General features: G+C 57.6%; 12 protein-coding genes. 5 read left to right on the top strand and 7 right to left on the bottom strand.

The features are described from left to right. Positions 1 to 46 precede the first annotated feature (46 nt). From add to malX, 3 genes are all read right to left on the bottom strand, one after another. Entirely contained in the window at positions 47 to 1,048 is a 1,002-nt protein-coding gene (gene add, locus IM299_RS02590; RefSeq protein WP_028012921.1) for an adenosine deaminase, read from the bottom strand. 96 nt (positions 1,049 to 1,144) lie between these two features. Continuing rightward, positions 1,145 to 2,317 carry a MalY/PatB family protein gene (locus tag IM299_RS02585; RefSeq protein WP_193356998.1) on the bottom strand — a complete coding sequence of 391 codons (1,173 nt, stop codon included), beginning with the start codon at positions 2,315 to 2,317 and terminating at the stop codon, positions 1,145 to 1,147. 48 nt (positions 2,318 to 2,365) lie between these two features. Further along, on the bottom strand, positions 2,366 to 3,958 hold the full coding sequence (gene malX / locus IM299_RS02580; RefSeq protein ID WP_193356996.1) for a maltose/glucose-specific PTS transporter subunit IIBC: 1,593 nt from the start codon (positions 3,956 to 3,958) through the stop codon (positions 2,366 to 2,368). Between the two features lie 177 nt (positions 3,959 to 4,135). On the opposite strand from malX, the gene IM299_RS02575 reads away from it, so the two are divergent. Continuing rightward, entirely contained in the window at positions 4,136 to 5,164 is a 1,029-nt protein-coding gene (locus IM299_RS02575; RefSeq protein ID WP_028012924.1) for a Mal regulon transcriptional regulator MalI, read from the top strand. 1 nt (position 5,165) lies between these two features. On the opposite strand, the gene IM299_RS02570 is transcribed toward IM299_RS02575, so the two are convergent. Beyond that, positions 5,166 to 6,062 (bottom strand): LysR family transcriptional regulator, encoded by an 897-nt coding sequence (locus IM299_RS02570; protein WP_041910312.1) that lies wholly within the window; start codon positions 6,060 to 6,062, stop codon positions 5,166 to 5,168. A 107-nt stretch (positions 6,063 to 6,169) separates the two neighbouring features. Between IM299_RS02570 and IM299_RS02565 the strand changes: the two genes are divergently transcribed. Beyond that, positions 6,170 to 7,150 carry an MBL fold metallo-hydrolase gene (locus IM299_RS02565; protein ID WP_100170400.1) on the top strand — a complete coding sequence of 327 codons (981 nt, stop codon included), beginning with the start codon at positions 6,170 to 6,172 and terminating at the stop codon, positions 7,148 to 7,150. 15 nt (positions 7,151 to 7,165) lie between these two features. After that, entirely contained in the window at positions 7,166 to 8,020 is an 855-nt protein-coding gene (locus IM299_RS02560; RefSeq protein WP_041910308.1) for an alpha/beta fold hydrolase, read from the top strand. Between the two features lie 38 nt (positions 8,021 to 8,058). Here the strand turns inward: IM299_RS02560 and IM299_RS02555 are convergent, their stop codons facing one another. Both IM299_RS02555 and manA read right to left on the bottom strand, forming a co-directional pair. Then, the gene (locus IM299_RS02555; protein ID WP_047365362.1) at positions 8,059 to 9,591 is read right to left on the bottom strand and encodes a YdgA family protein; all 1,533 of its coding nucleotides are present in this window, start codon (positions 9,589 to 9,591) and stop codon (positions 8,059 to 8,061) included. Positions 9,592 to 9,690: 99 nt separating this feature from the next. Then, positions 9,691 to 10,866, bottom strand: coding sequence for a mannose-6-phosphate isomerase (manA, locus tag IM299_RS02550; protein WP_126817434.1), 1,176 nt, complete (start codon positions 10,864 to 10,866; stop codon positions 9,691 to 9,693). A 199-nt stretch (positions 10,867 to 11,065) separates the two neighbouring features. Between manA and fumA the strand changes: the two genes are divergently transcribed. After that, complete coding sequence (gene fumA, locus IM299_RS02545; RefSeq protein ID WP_028012930.1) at positions 11,066 to 12,712, top strand: class I fumarate hydratase FumA; 1,647 nt, start codon at positions 11,066 to 11,068, stop codon at positions 12,710 to 12,712. A gap of 137 nt (positions 12,713 to 12,849) precedes the next feature. After that, positions 12,850 to 14,244 carry a class II fumarate hydratase gene (gene fumC / locus IM299_RS02540; RefSeq protein WP_193356995.1) on the top strand — a complete coding sequence of 465 codons (1,395 nt, stop codon included), beginning with the start codon at positions 12,850 to 12,852 and terminating at the stop codon, positions 14,242 to 14,244. On the opposite strand, the gene tus is transcribed toward fumC, so the two are convergent. After that, positions 14,245 to 15,174: a DNA replication terminus site-binding protein gene (tus, locus tag IM299_RS02535; protein ID WP_193356994.1), complete on the bottom strand. Its 930-nt coding sequence runs from the start codon at positions 15,172 to 15,174 to the stop codon at positions 14,245 to 14,247. Positions 15,175 to 15,193: the final 19 nt, after the last annotated feature.

The following is a 15,193-nucleotide window of genomic DNA, read 5'->3' as shown; positions in this document are numbered from 1 at the left end:
TGCTTTTGTATGCCGGGTAAGGCGTAGAAGCCACCCGGCAAAGGGTTTACGCGGTTGCCACCTTATCCCGCAGCGCCTGCTTCTCTGCAGGCGTAAGGAAGGCGATCTCCAGCCCGTTGATCTGCGCCTGACGGATCTGCTCGCGGCTCAGGCCCGCCTGCGGGGCGGCAATGTTGTACTCGTGGATGATATCCACGCCCTGAACCGCCGGATCGTCCGTGTTCAGCGAGGCCAGCACGCCGTGCTCAAGGAACGTTTTCAGCGGGTGCTGCGCCAGCGTTGCTACGGTGCTGGTCTGAATGTTGGACGTCAGGCACGACTCAATGCCGATGCGCTGCTCCGCCAGGAAATCCATCAGCGCGCGGTCTTCTACCGCCTTCACGCCGTGGCCGATACGCTCGGCGCCCAGCTCACGGATGGCCTGCCAGATGCTTTCCGGGCCAGCCGCTTCACCTGCATGCACCGTAATGTGCCAGCCGGCATCGCGCGCGCGGTTGAAGTGGGAGAGGAACAGACTGCCCGGGAAGCCCAGCTCGTCACCGGCGAGATCGACGGCGGTGATGGCATCGCGATGGGCCAGCAGCGCTTCCAGCTCCTGCAGGCAGGCGGCTTCGCCGAACGTGCGGCTCATAATGCCGATCAGGCGGGCCTGAACGTCGAAGGTTTTACACCCTTCACGGACGCCTTCAATGACGGCCTCCACCACGCCTGCAACGGGCAGGCTGTGGGTCATCGCCATATAGCCCGGCGAGAAGCGCAGCTCGACGTAGTGCAGGCCGTTACGGGCCGCGTCTTCAATGTTCTCAAACGCCACGCGGCGGCAGGCATCCAGCGAGGCCAGCATCTTCACGCCCCAGTCGAGTTTGCTCAGGAAGCTGACCAGGTCTGGTTCATTGGAGGTAACCTGTACGTGTGGGATCAACGACTCAAGCGTCTGAGCGGGAAGCGTTAAGTTGAACTGGCGGCCAAGATCGAGGATGGTTTGGGCACGAATGTTACCGTCAAGGTGACGATGAATATCAGTTAAGGGCAGGCGTGTATCAATCATGGTCGCACTCTTTTCGGGTTAAAGTGCGCCATATTATAAAAACAAAACGGGGTAAAAAGCTATTTGCGCAAGGGAATATTCCGTTGCGCAAACAAATTACAGGAGCGTATTGATCCCGGCGATGAGGCGCTGAACCCCTTGCTCCAGCTTGCTACGCGGGCAGCCCGCATTTAAGCGCACGAAGCCATTTCCCTCTTCCCCGTAGGTATATCCCGGCATAATGGCGACCTTTTGCTGAGCGATCAGCACTTTTTGCAGTGCCCTGTCGTCAATGTTCAGCGGGCGCAGGTCAATCCAGGCCAGATAGGTTGCTTCCGGCGGCTGCCAGTTCAGTTTCGGAAAAGCACTGTTTAATTCCTGTGCGATATACAACAGATTCTCTTCCAGATAACGACGCAAGGCATCCAGCCACGGCTCTCCCTGCTGATAGGCGGCGATATGGGCCGTCAGCGCCAGCACGGAAGGGGAAGAGAGCCCATCCCGTCCTTTTAGCGCACTGAGATAGCCGTTACGGCTCTCTTCATCGCCGATCAGGCCATAAGCCCCCGTCAGCGCCGGAATGTTAAAGCTTTTCGAACCGGAGGTCAGAAGCGTCCATTTGCTCCGCGCCACTGCGGTCCACGGCGTGTGACGATGTTCTCCCCACACCATGTCCATATGGATTTCATCGCTGATAACCGCCACGTCATAGCGCTCGCAGAGTTCCGCCATCTGCGTCAATTCATCCCGCGTCCAGACCTTGCCGGTCGGATTCTGCGGGCTGCACAGCAGCAAAATTTTGTTTTCCGGTTTCGCCAGCACCGCTTCGAGGGCTGCCATATTGCCCTGCCAGCCAGCGGCCTGTTTTTCCATTTCAACCGCCACAACACGACGCCCGTTACCCTCTATGGCTTTGTAAAAGGCATCGTATGCCGGGGTGTGAACCACCACGCCGTCGCCGGGTTTTGACCAGAGGCGAATCAGTTCCGAGACCATGTAGATGACGGAGGGGCCATAAACCACGCTTTCGGTATCAATTCGGATGTTAAAGCGCTGCTGGAACCAGTGTGCGACGGCGGCGAGAAACTCGTCGTTTTTCCAGCGGCTATAGCCAAACACGCCGTGATGAATGCGCTGTTGCAGCGCGTCGATTATGCAGGGGGCGGTGGCGAAATCCATATCCGAGATGGTGAAGGGCAGCAGATCCGCCGCGCCAAAGCGGTCGGCGACATAGTCCCACTGCGTACACCAGGTGCCGTGTCGATCCACGACGGTTGAGAAATCAAACATGCTTTAATCCTTAACGTAAAACCCCCTCATGGTGAGGGGGCTGAGGCATCAGGCTTCTACTGTTCGCATCAGGGTCGCCAGCTCATCTTTCACTGACTGTACCTGCGGGCCGATAACCACCTGCAAATTGTGCTGGTTTAACTGTACCACACCGATGGCCCGGTTGGCCTTGAGGGCGTTGGTATCCACTTTTGACATATCCGCCACCGACAAACGCAGGCGGGTAATGCAGTTATCCAGCGAGGTGATGTTATCCGCACCGCCCAGCGCCGCCAGAATGGCAGGGGTGTTATAGCCGGATTTGCCCACGGTACCGGCAACCGCCTGCTCAACGCTGGGGGCCGTATCAATATCGCGTCCTGGCGTTTTCAGGTTAAAGCGGGTGATGGCGAAGCGGAAGATCCCGTAGTACACCGCAAACCAGATTGCCGCCACGACAGGGACCAGATACCACTTAGTCGACAGGCCGTGCAGGATCCCGAACACCACGAAGTCGATCACGTTGCCGTCAGTGTTGCCGATGGTAACGCCCAGCACCGCCATCACGGTGAAGCCCAGACCGGTCAGCACCGCGTGGATGAGATACAGCACCGGCGCAACAAACAGGAACAGGAATTCGATAGGCTCGGTGGTGCCGCCCACGACGCAGGCAATCACGCCGGAGATCAGCAGCCCTTTAATTTTATGTCGGTTTTCCGGGCGCGCGCAGTGGTACATCGCCAGCGCGGCACCCGGCAGGCCGCCGAGGAAGGCCGGCATTTTACCCTGAGACAGGAAGCGGGTGGCGCTTTCAGAGAAGCCGTGGGTAGTCGGACAGCTCAGCTGCGCCTGGAAGATGGTCAGCGCACCGCTCACGTCGTGACCGCACACCTCCATGGTACCGCCCGCTTCGGTGAAGCGAATCAGGGCCACCAGGATATGCTGCAGGCCGAACGGCAGCAGCAGACGCTCGCCGGTGCCGAAGATCATCGGACCAAAATCTCCCGCGCCGTTGATGATGCGGCCAATGCCGTTGATGCCCATCGCAAAGACCGGCCAGATCAGCGGAATGATCAGGCCGAACAGACCCATAACTACCAGGGTGACAATCGGCACGAAGCGGGTACCGCCGAAGAAGGCCAGGGCATCCGGCAGGCGGATATTGTGGAAGCGCTCGTGCAGCATCCAGATAATGACCCCGGCGATCACCGCTCCGAGGATCCCGGTATCAATAGACTGGATGCCAATCACGCTCTGAATGTTGTTGGCCTTCAGCACGGCAGCATCGGTCGTCGGCAGAATGCCTTTCGCGGTCAGCCAGAAGTTAACCGCCAGGTTCATCACGGCGTAACCCACAAACCCGGCAAAGGCCGCGACGCCTTTATTCTCGCGGGCCAGGCCCAGCGGGATGGCGATGCAGAACATCACGGGCAGGAAGCTAAACGCGAAGGAGCCGACCTTACTCATCCAGATAAAGATCGCCTGCAGCACGGGAGTACCGAGGAACGGGATCAGCGTGATGACGTCTTTACTGCTCAGCGAGCTGCCGATCCCGAGCATGATCCCGCAGAACGAGAGGAGCGCCACGGGCAGCATAAAGGTTTTACCCAGTTGCTGGAAAAACTCCCACAGCGATATTTTTTGTGCTGTTTTCGCCGTCATAAAACGACTCCTTTATTGTTAAAATCAGTTTGCCTGCTTCAATGCTGCGAGAAGATAAAACGTTTTATCAAAGTTTAGTGCGCGCTAAATCACATTCTCAGGCTTTGACTGGTAGTATAAAGATAACGTATTGATAAAACGTTTTACCGATCTCATTTCAGGGAGTCACGCTGACACATGGCTGTAGCGAAAAAAGTCACCATCAACGATGTCGCGCTGGCGGCGGGGGTTTCCGTCAGCACCGTTTCTCTCGTGCTCAGTGGTAAAGGGCGCATCTCGCCCGCAACCGGCCAGAGGGTGAACGAGGCGGTTGAACAGCTGGGCTTTGTGCGTAACCGTCAGGCGTCGGCGCTGCGCGGCGGGCAAAGCGGGGTGATTGGCCTGATTGTCCGCGACCTGACGTCACCTTTCTATGCGGAGCTGACCGCCGGGTTAACCGAAGCGCTGGAAGCGCAGGGGCGGATGGTCTTTCTGCTGCACGGCGGGCGCGAGGCCGGGCAGCTTCTCTCCCGTCTCGATATGCTGCTGACCCAGGGGGTTGACGGAGTGATCGTCGCCGGAGCGTCGGGCGTGGGTAGCGAACTGTGCGAGCGTGCCGCCGAAAAAGGCGTGCCGCTGGTGTTCGCCTCGCGCGCCAGCTATCTGGACGAGGCCGATACGCTGCGCCCGGATAACATGCAGGCCGCGCAAATGTTGACCGAACATCTTATTCGCCGCGGGCATCAGCGCATTGCCTGGCTGGGAGGGAAAAGCTCCTCCCTGACGCGCGCCGAGCGGGTCGGCGGTTACTGCGCGACGCTGATTAAATACGGCCTACCGTTCCACAGCGAATGGGTCGTGGAGTGTGAATCTAGCCAGAAGAAAGCGGCGGAAGCGATAGGCGCGCTGCTGCGAAGCAATCCGACGATCAGCGCCGTGATTTGCTACAACGATGTGATTGCCATGGGGGCCTGGTTTGGCCTGATCCGCGCCGGGCGTCAGAGCGGCGAGGGCGGGGTGGAAACCTTCTTCGGCCATCAGGTGGCGTTAGGGGCGTTTGCCGACGTTGGTGAAAACGCGCTGGACGATCTCCCCATCGTCTGGGCTACCACCCCTGCGCGGGAGATGGGCTACACGCTGGCAGACAGAATTATGCAGCGCATCGACAACACGGACGTCCAGTCCGGGCACCAGATTGTGGCGGCGCGGCTGGTGACGGTGAAATAATTCAGCTCTGCTGCGTAAGCGGGTTGAGCGTCAGATGTGTCTCCAGGGCTTCTACAAATTTTCGTACTTTTGCCGGGATCAGCCGGGAGGTCGGGTAAACCGCCCAAATGGCCAGCGATTCCGGCTGAGCATCTTCCAGGACGATCCGCACGAGTTTACCCTCAGCAATGGCAGGCTCTACGTACCAGCGAGATAAATTTGCGATGCCGAGTCCCCCCAGACAAGCCTCGAAAATCGCCTCAATAGAGTTAGCCGAGAATCGGCCTGACACCTTTTGTTTGTAGCGCTGTTCACCCTTCTCAAACGACCAGTGTGTCGTATCTGATGTGGCCAGGCAGCTATGTCCAGCCAGATCGTTAAGCAATTTCGGTGAACCGTACGCGGCGAGATACTCCGCGCTGGCGCAAAGCTCGCGGGGGTTATCACAGATGCGGTGTGCGACTAACCGGTTATCGCGCAGCGGTGCAATGCGTAACGCCACGTCTATGCCTTTCCCGACAATATCAATTTGCTCATCGGTTGCCAGCAGGTCGACCTGCAGGGCAGGATGTTGCTGCATAAACAGCGCCAACATCGGTGCAACGATCTTGCGTCCAAACGCCGCTGAGGCGGTAATGCGAAGGCGTCCGGACAGGTGCGTACCATCAGGAAACAGATCGGCCAGCGCGTTATTTTTATCTTCCAGCAACGCCTGCGCATGCGGCAAAAAAACGTCACCATCGCTGGTGGGTGAAAGGGATCGCGTGGTGCGATGCACCAGCCTGACCCCCAGCTCAGCCTCAAGATTGTTAAGAGAGCGTGACGCCGCCATGGCGCTCATTGAGAGCCGACGCGCGGCGCCCGCCAGGCTACCCGCCTTAATGGCTTCGACAAACACTTCTACGTCTTCCAGTTTCATTGTTTCGTTTTTCGTTATGCTGACTTATCAAAGGACATATCTACAGTATTTATCGTTACGCTGCCATAGTCTCTTCACAACCTGAAAAATATCAATCTGGAGTGAAGATGAAAAAGTTGAAAACGGTTCTGGCATTCAGCAGCCTGTTATTGGTAAGTGCCGCCTGGGCTGACGCACCTGCACAGGTGAAGCAGCAGGTCCCAGGCTATTATCGTCTGGCGGTAGGGGAATATGAGGTCACGGCGCTGTTCGACGGCTATAACGACCTTTCGCCGTCATTACTCCACGGTCTTTCAGACGACAAGGTTCGTAAACTGCTGGCTCAGCATAAAATCGATGCCGACCGCATGCCGACCGCCTTTAACGCTTTCCTGGTTAATACCGGTAAACATCTGGTCATGATTGACAGCGGAGCGGGGCACTGCGTGCCGGAAACGGCCGGCCAGCTGGTTAACAATATGAAAGCATCAGGCTATCGTCCCGAGCAGGTTGATACCATTTTCCTGACTCACCTGCATCTTGACCACGTGTGTGGCCTGAGCGATGCAGACGGTAAAGCGTTGTTCCCCAATGCCACCGTCTACGTACCGCAGGGGGAGGCCGACTACTGGCTTGATCCTGCAAAAGAAGCGAGCGCGCCGGCTAATGCGAAAGAGTATTTTGCTATCGCCCGAAAAGCACTGTCTGATTATAAAGCCTCCGGACATCTTAAAACCTTCGTTCCGCCAGCTTCGCCGATCCCGGAAGTCCAGACGGCCTATGCCGTTGGCCATACGCCCGGCAGTACCGTTTATCGCTTTGCGTCGCAGGGGACGGCTATTAACTTCATTGGGGATCTGATTCATGCGCCAGCCGTCCAGTTCCCGCATCCTGAAGTGTCTATTCGCTTTGATGTCGATTCGAAAAAAGCCATCTCGTCCCGGGCGCAGGAATTTAACGCCCTGGCGAAAGACGGCGAGTGGATGGCCGCTGCGCATCTGCCTTTCCCCGGTATTGGGCATATCACCGCCTGGCAGCAGGGCTATAGCTGGAACCCTGTAAATTACGGTCCTTATCAACGTGCGGCCAACGTGCCTCTGCTGAAATAAAGTGAGGTTATGAATATGAAAAGTTACACCGTAACGGCAAACGGCATTCGCCAGTTTGTGGCTGAAGAGGGTGAAGGCGCGCCGGTTATTCTTCTGCACGGTTTTCCTGAAACAAACTATGCCTGGCGCTACCAGATACCTGTATTGTCCCGGCACTACCGCGTCATCGCGCCGGATTTGCGAGGATATGGCGAAACGGATAAACCGGCTTCTGGCTATGATAAACGGAACATGGCCCGGGATATCCGGGAGCTAATGCGTGCGCTGGGGTTACAGAAGGTGGTGCTGGTGGGGCACGATCGCGGGGCGCGCGTCGCGACGCGGTTCGCAAAAGATTACCCTGAGCTGGTGGATCGTCTGGTGGTCATGGATAACGTGCCAACGCGTATCGTGGCGCGCGATTTGAATGCGTCCATCGCCCGCGCATACTGGTTCTTCCTGTTCCATCTGGTGCCCGATCTGCCGGAAGCGCTGATTGCAGGACGTGAAAATATCTGGCTGCGCCACTTTTTCTCGGACTGGACCTACGATCCGTCAACCATCAGCGGCGAGGCGTTTGACACCTATGTTCGCGCGTATCAGGCGCCCGGAGCCGTGCGAGGCGCGATGGCTGACTATCGCGCCAACGCGGAAGACGTGGCGCAGGATCTTGCCGACGCTGACGTGAAAATCGCCTGTCCGGTAATGTCGCTGTGGGGCAATGATTTTCACGCGGTCGGCAAGCTCTTCGATATGCAAAGCGTCTGGGCTGAAATGGCGGATAACCTGCGGGCGCAGGGTATCGACGAGTGCGGCCATCTTCCTCAGGAGGAACAGCCTGAGAAAGTTAACGCCTTGCTGCTGGATTTCCTGCAGGGATGGAAAGGATAAGGGCAATAAAAAACCCCTCTTGCGAGGGGTTTTGACGTTTACTGCTGCGGTGCCGCCGGTACGGCTGGCGCTGCGGGTTCAGCCGGTTCCGGCATTCCCAGCGTCGGCATACCAAACATGCCAACAAACTCTTCCAGCGGCATTTTGTCGCCGTTCAGCGTTACCTGGCCGTTGGCATATTGCAGGCTGGTGGAAATGGTGTTGTCTTCCACTTTGGTGATGCGGAACATCTGACCCATCGCCGCCAGACCTTTCACCTGCTGGTTCGCCAGCTTGCCGGCATCTTCATCGCCGTAGCCTTCCAGCTTCGCAATCTGGGTCATAAACTCGGTCGCCATATCCATCGGGATGGTCAGCTTGCTGTCGAGCGACTTCACGCTGCGATCCACTTCCTGCGCCAGCGTCTGCGGTTCACCCGTGGCGGCTGCAGGATCTTTCAGGAACAGCGACAGGTTAAAGCTGGTTTCGCCTTTGCTGTTTTTCCAGCTCAGCGGCGCAACGGTGACCACCGGCTGGCCTTTCAGCAGGATTGGCAGGTTATTGAACAGTACCGCCATCGCCTGCTGCTGGTACACTTCCGGGTTCTGCTGCAGCGCGGCGTCGGTCAGCAGCGCCTGGCTCTCTTTGCTGTATTTCTGGCTAAATTCGTGCCATGCCTGGCCGTCGATATTGCCGATCTTCAGCGACAGCTTGCCGGTGCCCAGATCCTGATTCTGCACTTTCAGGCTCTTCAGCGTGTAATCCAGCTGGGTATTGATGCTCTTACCGTCTTTGGATACGTCGGATTGACCGTTAACGTCCATGCCTTCCAGCACTGCCATCTCTTTTCCTTCAATTGCGATAGCAATTTTATCCACGGAGAGCTTCTGATCGCCGATACGCTCTTTAAAGTCGGTCATACGGCTGTTGCCGTCGGCTTTCAGGTTGTTGAAGGTGAGCTGAACTTTTTGGTTATATTCGTTCACGGCGTTGACCAGGCCGCTTTCCGCTTCACCCGTCATGGAGAAGACGTTGCCGTCCCGATCCGCATCAAGTTTGAAATGGCCACCGCTGAAGGCGACTTTTTCGTTCTCTTTCTCGTAGTTCAGCGGTTTCAGCGCGATATCAGAACTGGTATCACCGGAGTAGCTAATACGGGTGTTAATGTCGAAAGGTGATTCATTCTTCGCCAGGTCAAACAGCGGTTTGGTGACGTCGTTATTCACCAGTACGGTATGAACGGACGCCATGGACGGGATCAGGTTAAACGACTTTAGCTGCGCCAGCGGCAGCGGACCGTGGCTTACCACTTCATCCAGCACCACGCTCTGTCCCGGCTTCAGCCAGCCGTTTGCCGCACCGGCCACCGGCTTCACCACCAGCTGCATGCGGCTGGTGAACACGCCGCGCTGATAGTTCTGGTAGCTCAGCTCCAGACCCGCCTCCGGCGCGCTGCGCTTAATTTCTCCGTTAGCCTGCGCCACCATCTCAGCCAGACGGCCTTCCAGCTGTTTCCCGGTAAACCAGGAGGCACCCGTCCAGACCACGCCTAACGCTACAATCACTCCAACCGCTACGACCGATTTTTTCATTGCGACTATCCCTAAAATGAAACCAGGCGGTAAAAACCGCCCGGAGATATTAAGCCTTCAACTAGCTTAGCAAGAGTTGTTAAAAAATTCAGTAAGTGCTTAAAGCTTATTAAAAACGCGCGCCAGGCGACCGGTGCCGCTCACGCTGACCGGGGACTCATTGGCTGCAACGAATGCTGACTCGCCAGGCTGGAGAACCAGACGTTGCTCGCCTTTGCGCAGCGTTGCTTCGCCCTCGACGCAGAACAGGATCGCCGCGCTCTCCTGTGCGATTGTCGTTTCCGTCTGATTGAGGTCGTGCAGGGAGAACGCAAAATCCTCAACCGGAATCGGGAAGTCCAGCTCTGCGCCGTTTTTCACCGGCTGAGTCAGCAGCTCCGCGGCAGGCTTCGCCACAAACTTCACGTTGGCAACCAGCTCAGGGATGTCGATATATTTCGGCGTCAGGCCCGCGCGCAGCACGTTGTCAGAGTTGGCCATCACCTCCAGCGCTACGCCCTGCAGGTAGGCGTGCGGGGTTTCCGCGAACAGGAACATCGCTTCGCCCGGGTTCAGCTTCACCACGTTCAGCAGCAGAGGGGAGAACAGGCCGCTGTCGTCAGGGTAAAACTCGGAAATCAGGCGGATGGTCTCCCACGGTTCCCCTTGCTGGCTGTTCAGGGCCGCTTTCAGCACCGCCAGCGCGTGAGATTTCTCTTCACCCTGCATATTCAGCAGGCTGGCAAACAGCTGGCTGAGCGCGTCCGCGTTTGGGTTTTCAAGGAAGTGGGCAATAGCCTTGTTGGCACCCGCGACCGGCTGCAGCAGGGAGATAATCTCTGAAAACTCGCGGAACGCGTTCATCGCCAGGAACGGCGTCAGCGCAAAAACCAGCTCCGGCTTGTGGTTAGGATCTTTGTAGTTACGCTCGGCGGCGTCCAGCGGGATGCCCGCCGCGTTCTCTTTGGCAAAGCCGATTTCAGACGCTTTTTTGTTCGGGTGAACCTGGATGGAGAGCGGCTGGTCGGCGCACAGCACCTTAAACAGGAACGGCAGTTCGCCAAAGCGCTGAGCCACCTTGTCGCCCAGCAGTGCGGCTTTATCGGCATCAATCACGTCACGCAGGCTGCGTATCTGGCCGCTGGCGTCTTCAATTTTTGAGCTGCTCTTCGGGTGCGCCCCCATCCACAGTTCCGCCATCGGCAGGTTGTTCGGGTTCGCGATACCGTAGAGATCCGTTAACGCAGTTTTACTTCCCCAGGCGTAGTTTTGCACTGAGTTAATGAGTTTTTGCATTATCAAGCCCTGATTCAAATGTGGAATTAACTCCGGGTATTAAAGCAATAAACCACGTGGAAGTAACCTGTGGATGTAAAAAGTCGTACTAGTCTCAGTTTTTGTTAAAAAATTGTGTAGGATAAGCTGACTCGCTTTTAAGCCGGGCAGCGGAACATCTGCCCTGAATAAACAGACCGAAGCAGTAAGTGAGAGAACAATGTCGAATAAACCCTTCCATTATCAGGATCCTTTCCCCCTCAGTAAGGATCAAACCGAGTATTACCTGTTAACCCGCGATCACGTCTCCGTCTCTGAGTTTGAAGGACAAGAGATCCTCAAGGTGGATCCGCAGGCGCTGACGCTGCTGGCGCAGCACGCTTTCCACGATGCCTCCTTTATGCTCCGCCCCGCGCATCAGCAGCAGGTTGCCGATATTCTGAGCGACCCGGAAGCCAGCGAAAACGACAAGTACGTTGCCCTGCAGTTCCTGCGTAACTCCGATATCGCGGCGAAAGGCATTCTGCCCACCTGCCAGGACACCGGCACGGCGATCATCGTCGGTAAAAAAGGCCAGCGCGTCTGGACCGGCGGCGGTGACGAAGCGGCGCTGGCTCACGGCGTCTACAACACCTACACCGAAGACAACCTGCGCTACTCGCAAAACGCGGCGCTGGATATGTACAAAGAGGTCAACACCGGCACTAACCTGCCTGCACAGATTGACCTCTACAGCGTTGACGGTGACGAGTACAAATTCCTCTGCATCGCCAAAGGCGGCGGTTCAGCCAACAAAACCTATCTCTACCAGGAAACCAAAGCGCTGCTCACTCCGGGCAAGCTGAAAAATTACCTGGTTGAGAAGATGCGTACCCTCGGCACCGCGGCGTGCCCGCCGTACCATATCGCCTTCGTGATTGGCGGAACCTCAGCTGAAAGCACGCTGAAGACCGTCAAGCTGGCCTCGACCAAATACTACGACGGCCTGCCTACTGAAGGTAACGAGCACGGTCAGGCGTTCCGCGACGTGCAGCTTGAGCAGGAGCTGCTGGAAGAGGCGCGTAATCTGGGGCTCGGGGCGCAGTTTGGCGGTAAGTACTTCGCCCACGACGTGCGCGTGATCCGTCTTCCGCGTCACGGTGCATCCTGTCCGGTCGGGATGGGCGTCTCCTGCTCTGCGGATCGCAACATCAAGGCCAAGATCAACCGCGAAGGCGTGTGGATCGAAAAACTGGAAAACAACCCGGGTAAATATATTCCGGAAGCGCTGCGCAAAGCGGGTGAGGGGGAAGCGGTTCGCGTTGACCTGAACCGTCCGATGAAAGAGATTCTGGCGCAGCTGTCTCAGTATCCGGTCTCGACCCGCCTGTCGCTGAACGGCACGATCATCGTGGGCCGCGACATTGCGCACGCGAAGCTGAAAGAGCGTCTGGACAACGGCGAAGGGCTGCCGCAGTACATTAAAGATCACCCGATCTACTACGCGGGCCCGGCGAAAACGCCTGAAGGCTATGCCTCCGGCTCGTTAGGCCCAACCACGGCAGGGCGTATGGACTCGTACGTTGATCAGCTGCAGGCCAACGGCGGCAGCATGATCATGCTCGCTAAAGGCAACCGCAGCCAGCAGGTGACGGACGCCTGCCACAAGCACGGCGGCTTCTACCTCGGCAGCATCGGCGGCCCGGCGGCGGTTCTGGCGCAGGGCAGCATCAAGAGCCTGGAGTGCGTGGAATACCCGGAGCTGGGTATGGAAGCGATCTGGAAAATCGAAGTGGAAGACTTCCCGGCGTTTATCCTGGTGGATGACAAAGGCAACGACTTCTTCAAGCAGATCCAGTCGTCCCAGTGTTCGGCGTGCGTGAAGTAAATTGAAAAAAACGGGTGGCGCCGCCGCCACCCGACATCAAAAAGAGCGCACAAAGCGCCATACCGTTTCTCAGAAGTCATCAATACTTATCCCTTAAGCATGTGAGCAATCCCTCTTTTGTTATCAAGGAGAAAGTAATGACCACGGTACGCCATGAGAAAGACTCGATGGGCGCCATCGACGTCCCGGCCAACAAGCTATGGGGCGCGCAAACCCAGCGTTCGCTGGAGCACTTCCGTATTTCGACCGAAAAAATGCCCGTCTCGCTGATTCAGGCGCTGGCGCTGACCAAACGCGCCGCCGCGAAAGTGAACCAGGATTTGGGCCTGCTGGACACCGATAAAGCCACCGCCATTATCAACGCCGCAGACGAAGTGCTGGCGGGCAAGCATCCTGACGAATTTCCCCTCGCTATCTGGCAGACCGGTTCCGGTACCCAGAGCAACATGAACATGAACGAAGTGCTGGCGAACCGGGCGAGCGAGCTGCTGGGCGGCGTGCGCGGCATGGAACGTAAGGTCCACCCGAACGATGACGTCAACAAAAGCCAGAGCTCTAACGACGTTTTCCCGACGGCGATGCACGTGGCGGCGGTAATCGCCATTCGCGAGCAACTTATCCCGCAGCTCAACGTGCTCAAATCCACGCTTAACGAGAAAGCGCAGGCCTTCCGCGACATCGTCAAGATTGGCCGTACGCACCTGCAGGACGCCACGCCTTTGACGCTCGGCCAGGAGATTTCCGGCTGGGTGGCGATGCTGGAACACAATCTGAAGCATATCGAGAACAGCCTGCCGCACCTGGCGGAGCTGGCGCTCGGTGGGACGGCGGTCGGTACCGGGTTAAATACCCATCCAGAATACGCGGTGCGCGTGGCGGAGGAGCTTGCTGCCATCACCGGACAGCCGTTCGTCACGGCGCCCAATAAGTTCGAAGCGCTGGCGACCTGCGATGCGCTGGTCCATACCCACGGCGCGCTGAAGGGGCTGGCGGCCTCGCTGATGAAAATTGCTAACGACGTGCGCTGGCTGGCCTCAGGTCCGCGCTGCGGCATCGGTGAAATCAGCATCCCGGAAAACGAGCCGGGCAGCTCAATCATGCCGGGTAAAGTGAACCCGACCCAGTGCGAAGCCATGACCATGCTCTGCTGCCAGGTTATGGGCAACGACGTGGCCGTCAACATGGGCGGTGCGTCCGGCAACTTCGAGCTGAACGTCTATCGCCCGATGGTGATCCACAACGTGCTGCAATCTGTTCGTCTGCTGGCGGACGGGATGGAGAGCTTTAACGAGCATTGCGCGGTGGGGATTGAGCCCAATCGTGAACGCATCAGCCAGCTGCTCAATGAATCTCTGATGCTGGTCACCGCGCTCAATACCCATATTGGCTACGACAAGGCCGCCGAGATCGCCAAAAAAGCGCATAAAGAGGGGCTGACGCTGAAAGCCTCCGCCCTGGCGCTGGGCTATCTCACGGAGGCGGAGTTTGACGCCTGGGTTCGCCCGGAAGCGATGGTCGGTAGCCTGAAATAATCATCCCGCCACGTACAGGTGCAGCCGAGGAATAATCAGCTGTAGCGGCTGCGCCTGAGGTCTGTAACGGTGCTGAACATTGTCAGCATCGTAATTCAGCAGTTCCCCGATATCGGGTACTACCGCGCCCTGATCGGCATCGTAAAGCGCAATCAGCGGCGTCGGGCAGGCATACTGTACCTGCTTTTGCTGACCGGAATACCAGACGCGAGCGATAGGCTGCACCTTCACCGGGCGCTTTATCTTCAGGCGCGCATCCGCCGGCAGCGAGGCGATGCTGTGGTACTCCTGCTCCAGGCGCTCAATCCACTGCTCCCGCGACCACGGCGCGACGGTGCGCGGCGTCTTCAGGCTTTTTTCCAGCTGGGCCAGAATCTCATCCCGGGTGAAGTTTTTAATGATGTGCTTATTCGCCCAGCCGAAGCGCAGCGTAGCGGGGTGACGCAGTACCGTCAGCGTCCGATAGGCATTCAGGGTAATCAGCCCCGGAAGCTGTCGGTGCACCCACTCAAACCGCGCGGCAGGCGCGAGGCCGGACTCTTCGGTGATGATCTTTTCAAAGGCCGCTTTCAGGGTGTTGATATGCGCAATCTGGCTTTCCAGCGCTTCGCGCGCTGTCGCATCGGTTTGCAGGCAGATGACCCCCGGCAGGCGTACGGCGGCCTTGCTGCTGCGGTTTTCTGACTGCTGCTGAATAAACAGGCGACGATAGTGTTTTAGCGCCAGCTCAAGGGCCGCGCTGCCGATGTGCTGTTCGACCTCGATGGTGTCCAGCGGATCGTGCTCGGCTCCCTTAGCCACTTCCGGCAGGGTAAAGACGCGCGCGGCCAGCAGGCGACAGGCCTGCAAACGCTCTGTCAGGGTCAGGAGTTCGTGTTCTATTTCCCGAAACGTGCCGTTAAGCCGTTCGATGAGATCGTAGTTCGCCATAAACACTCTCATTAGTTAC

Origin of the sequence: Enterobacter cloacae complex sp. P47BA (genome assembly GCF_014930485.1) — a bacterium.
Taxonomy (GTDB): domain Bacteria; phylum Pseudomonadota; class Gammaproteobacteria; order Enterobacterales; family Enterobacteriaceae; genus Enterobacter; species Enterobacter bugandensis.
This window is presented reverse-complemented; position numbering and strand designations above follow the sequence as displayed.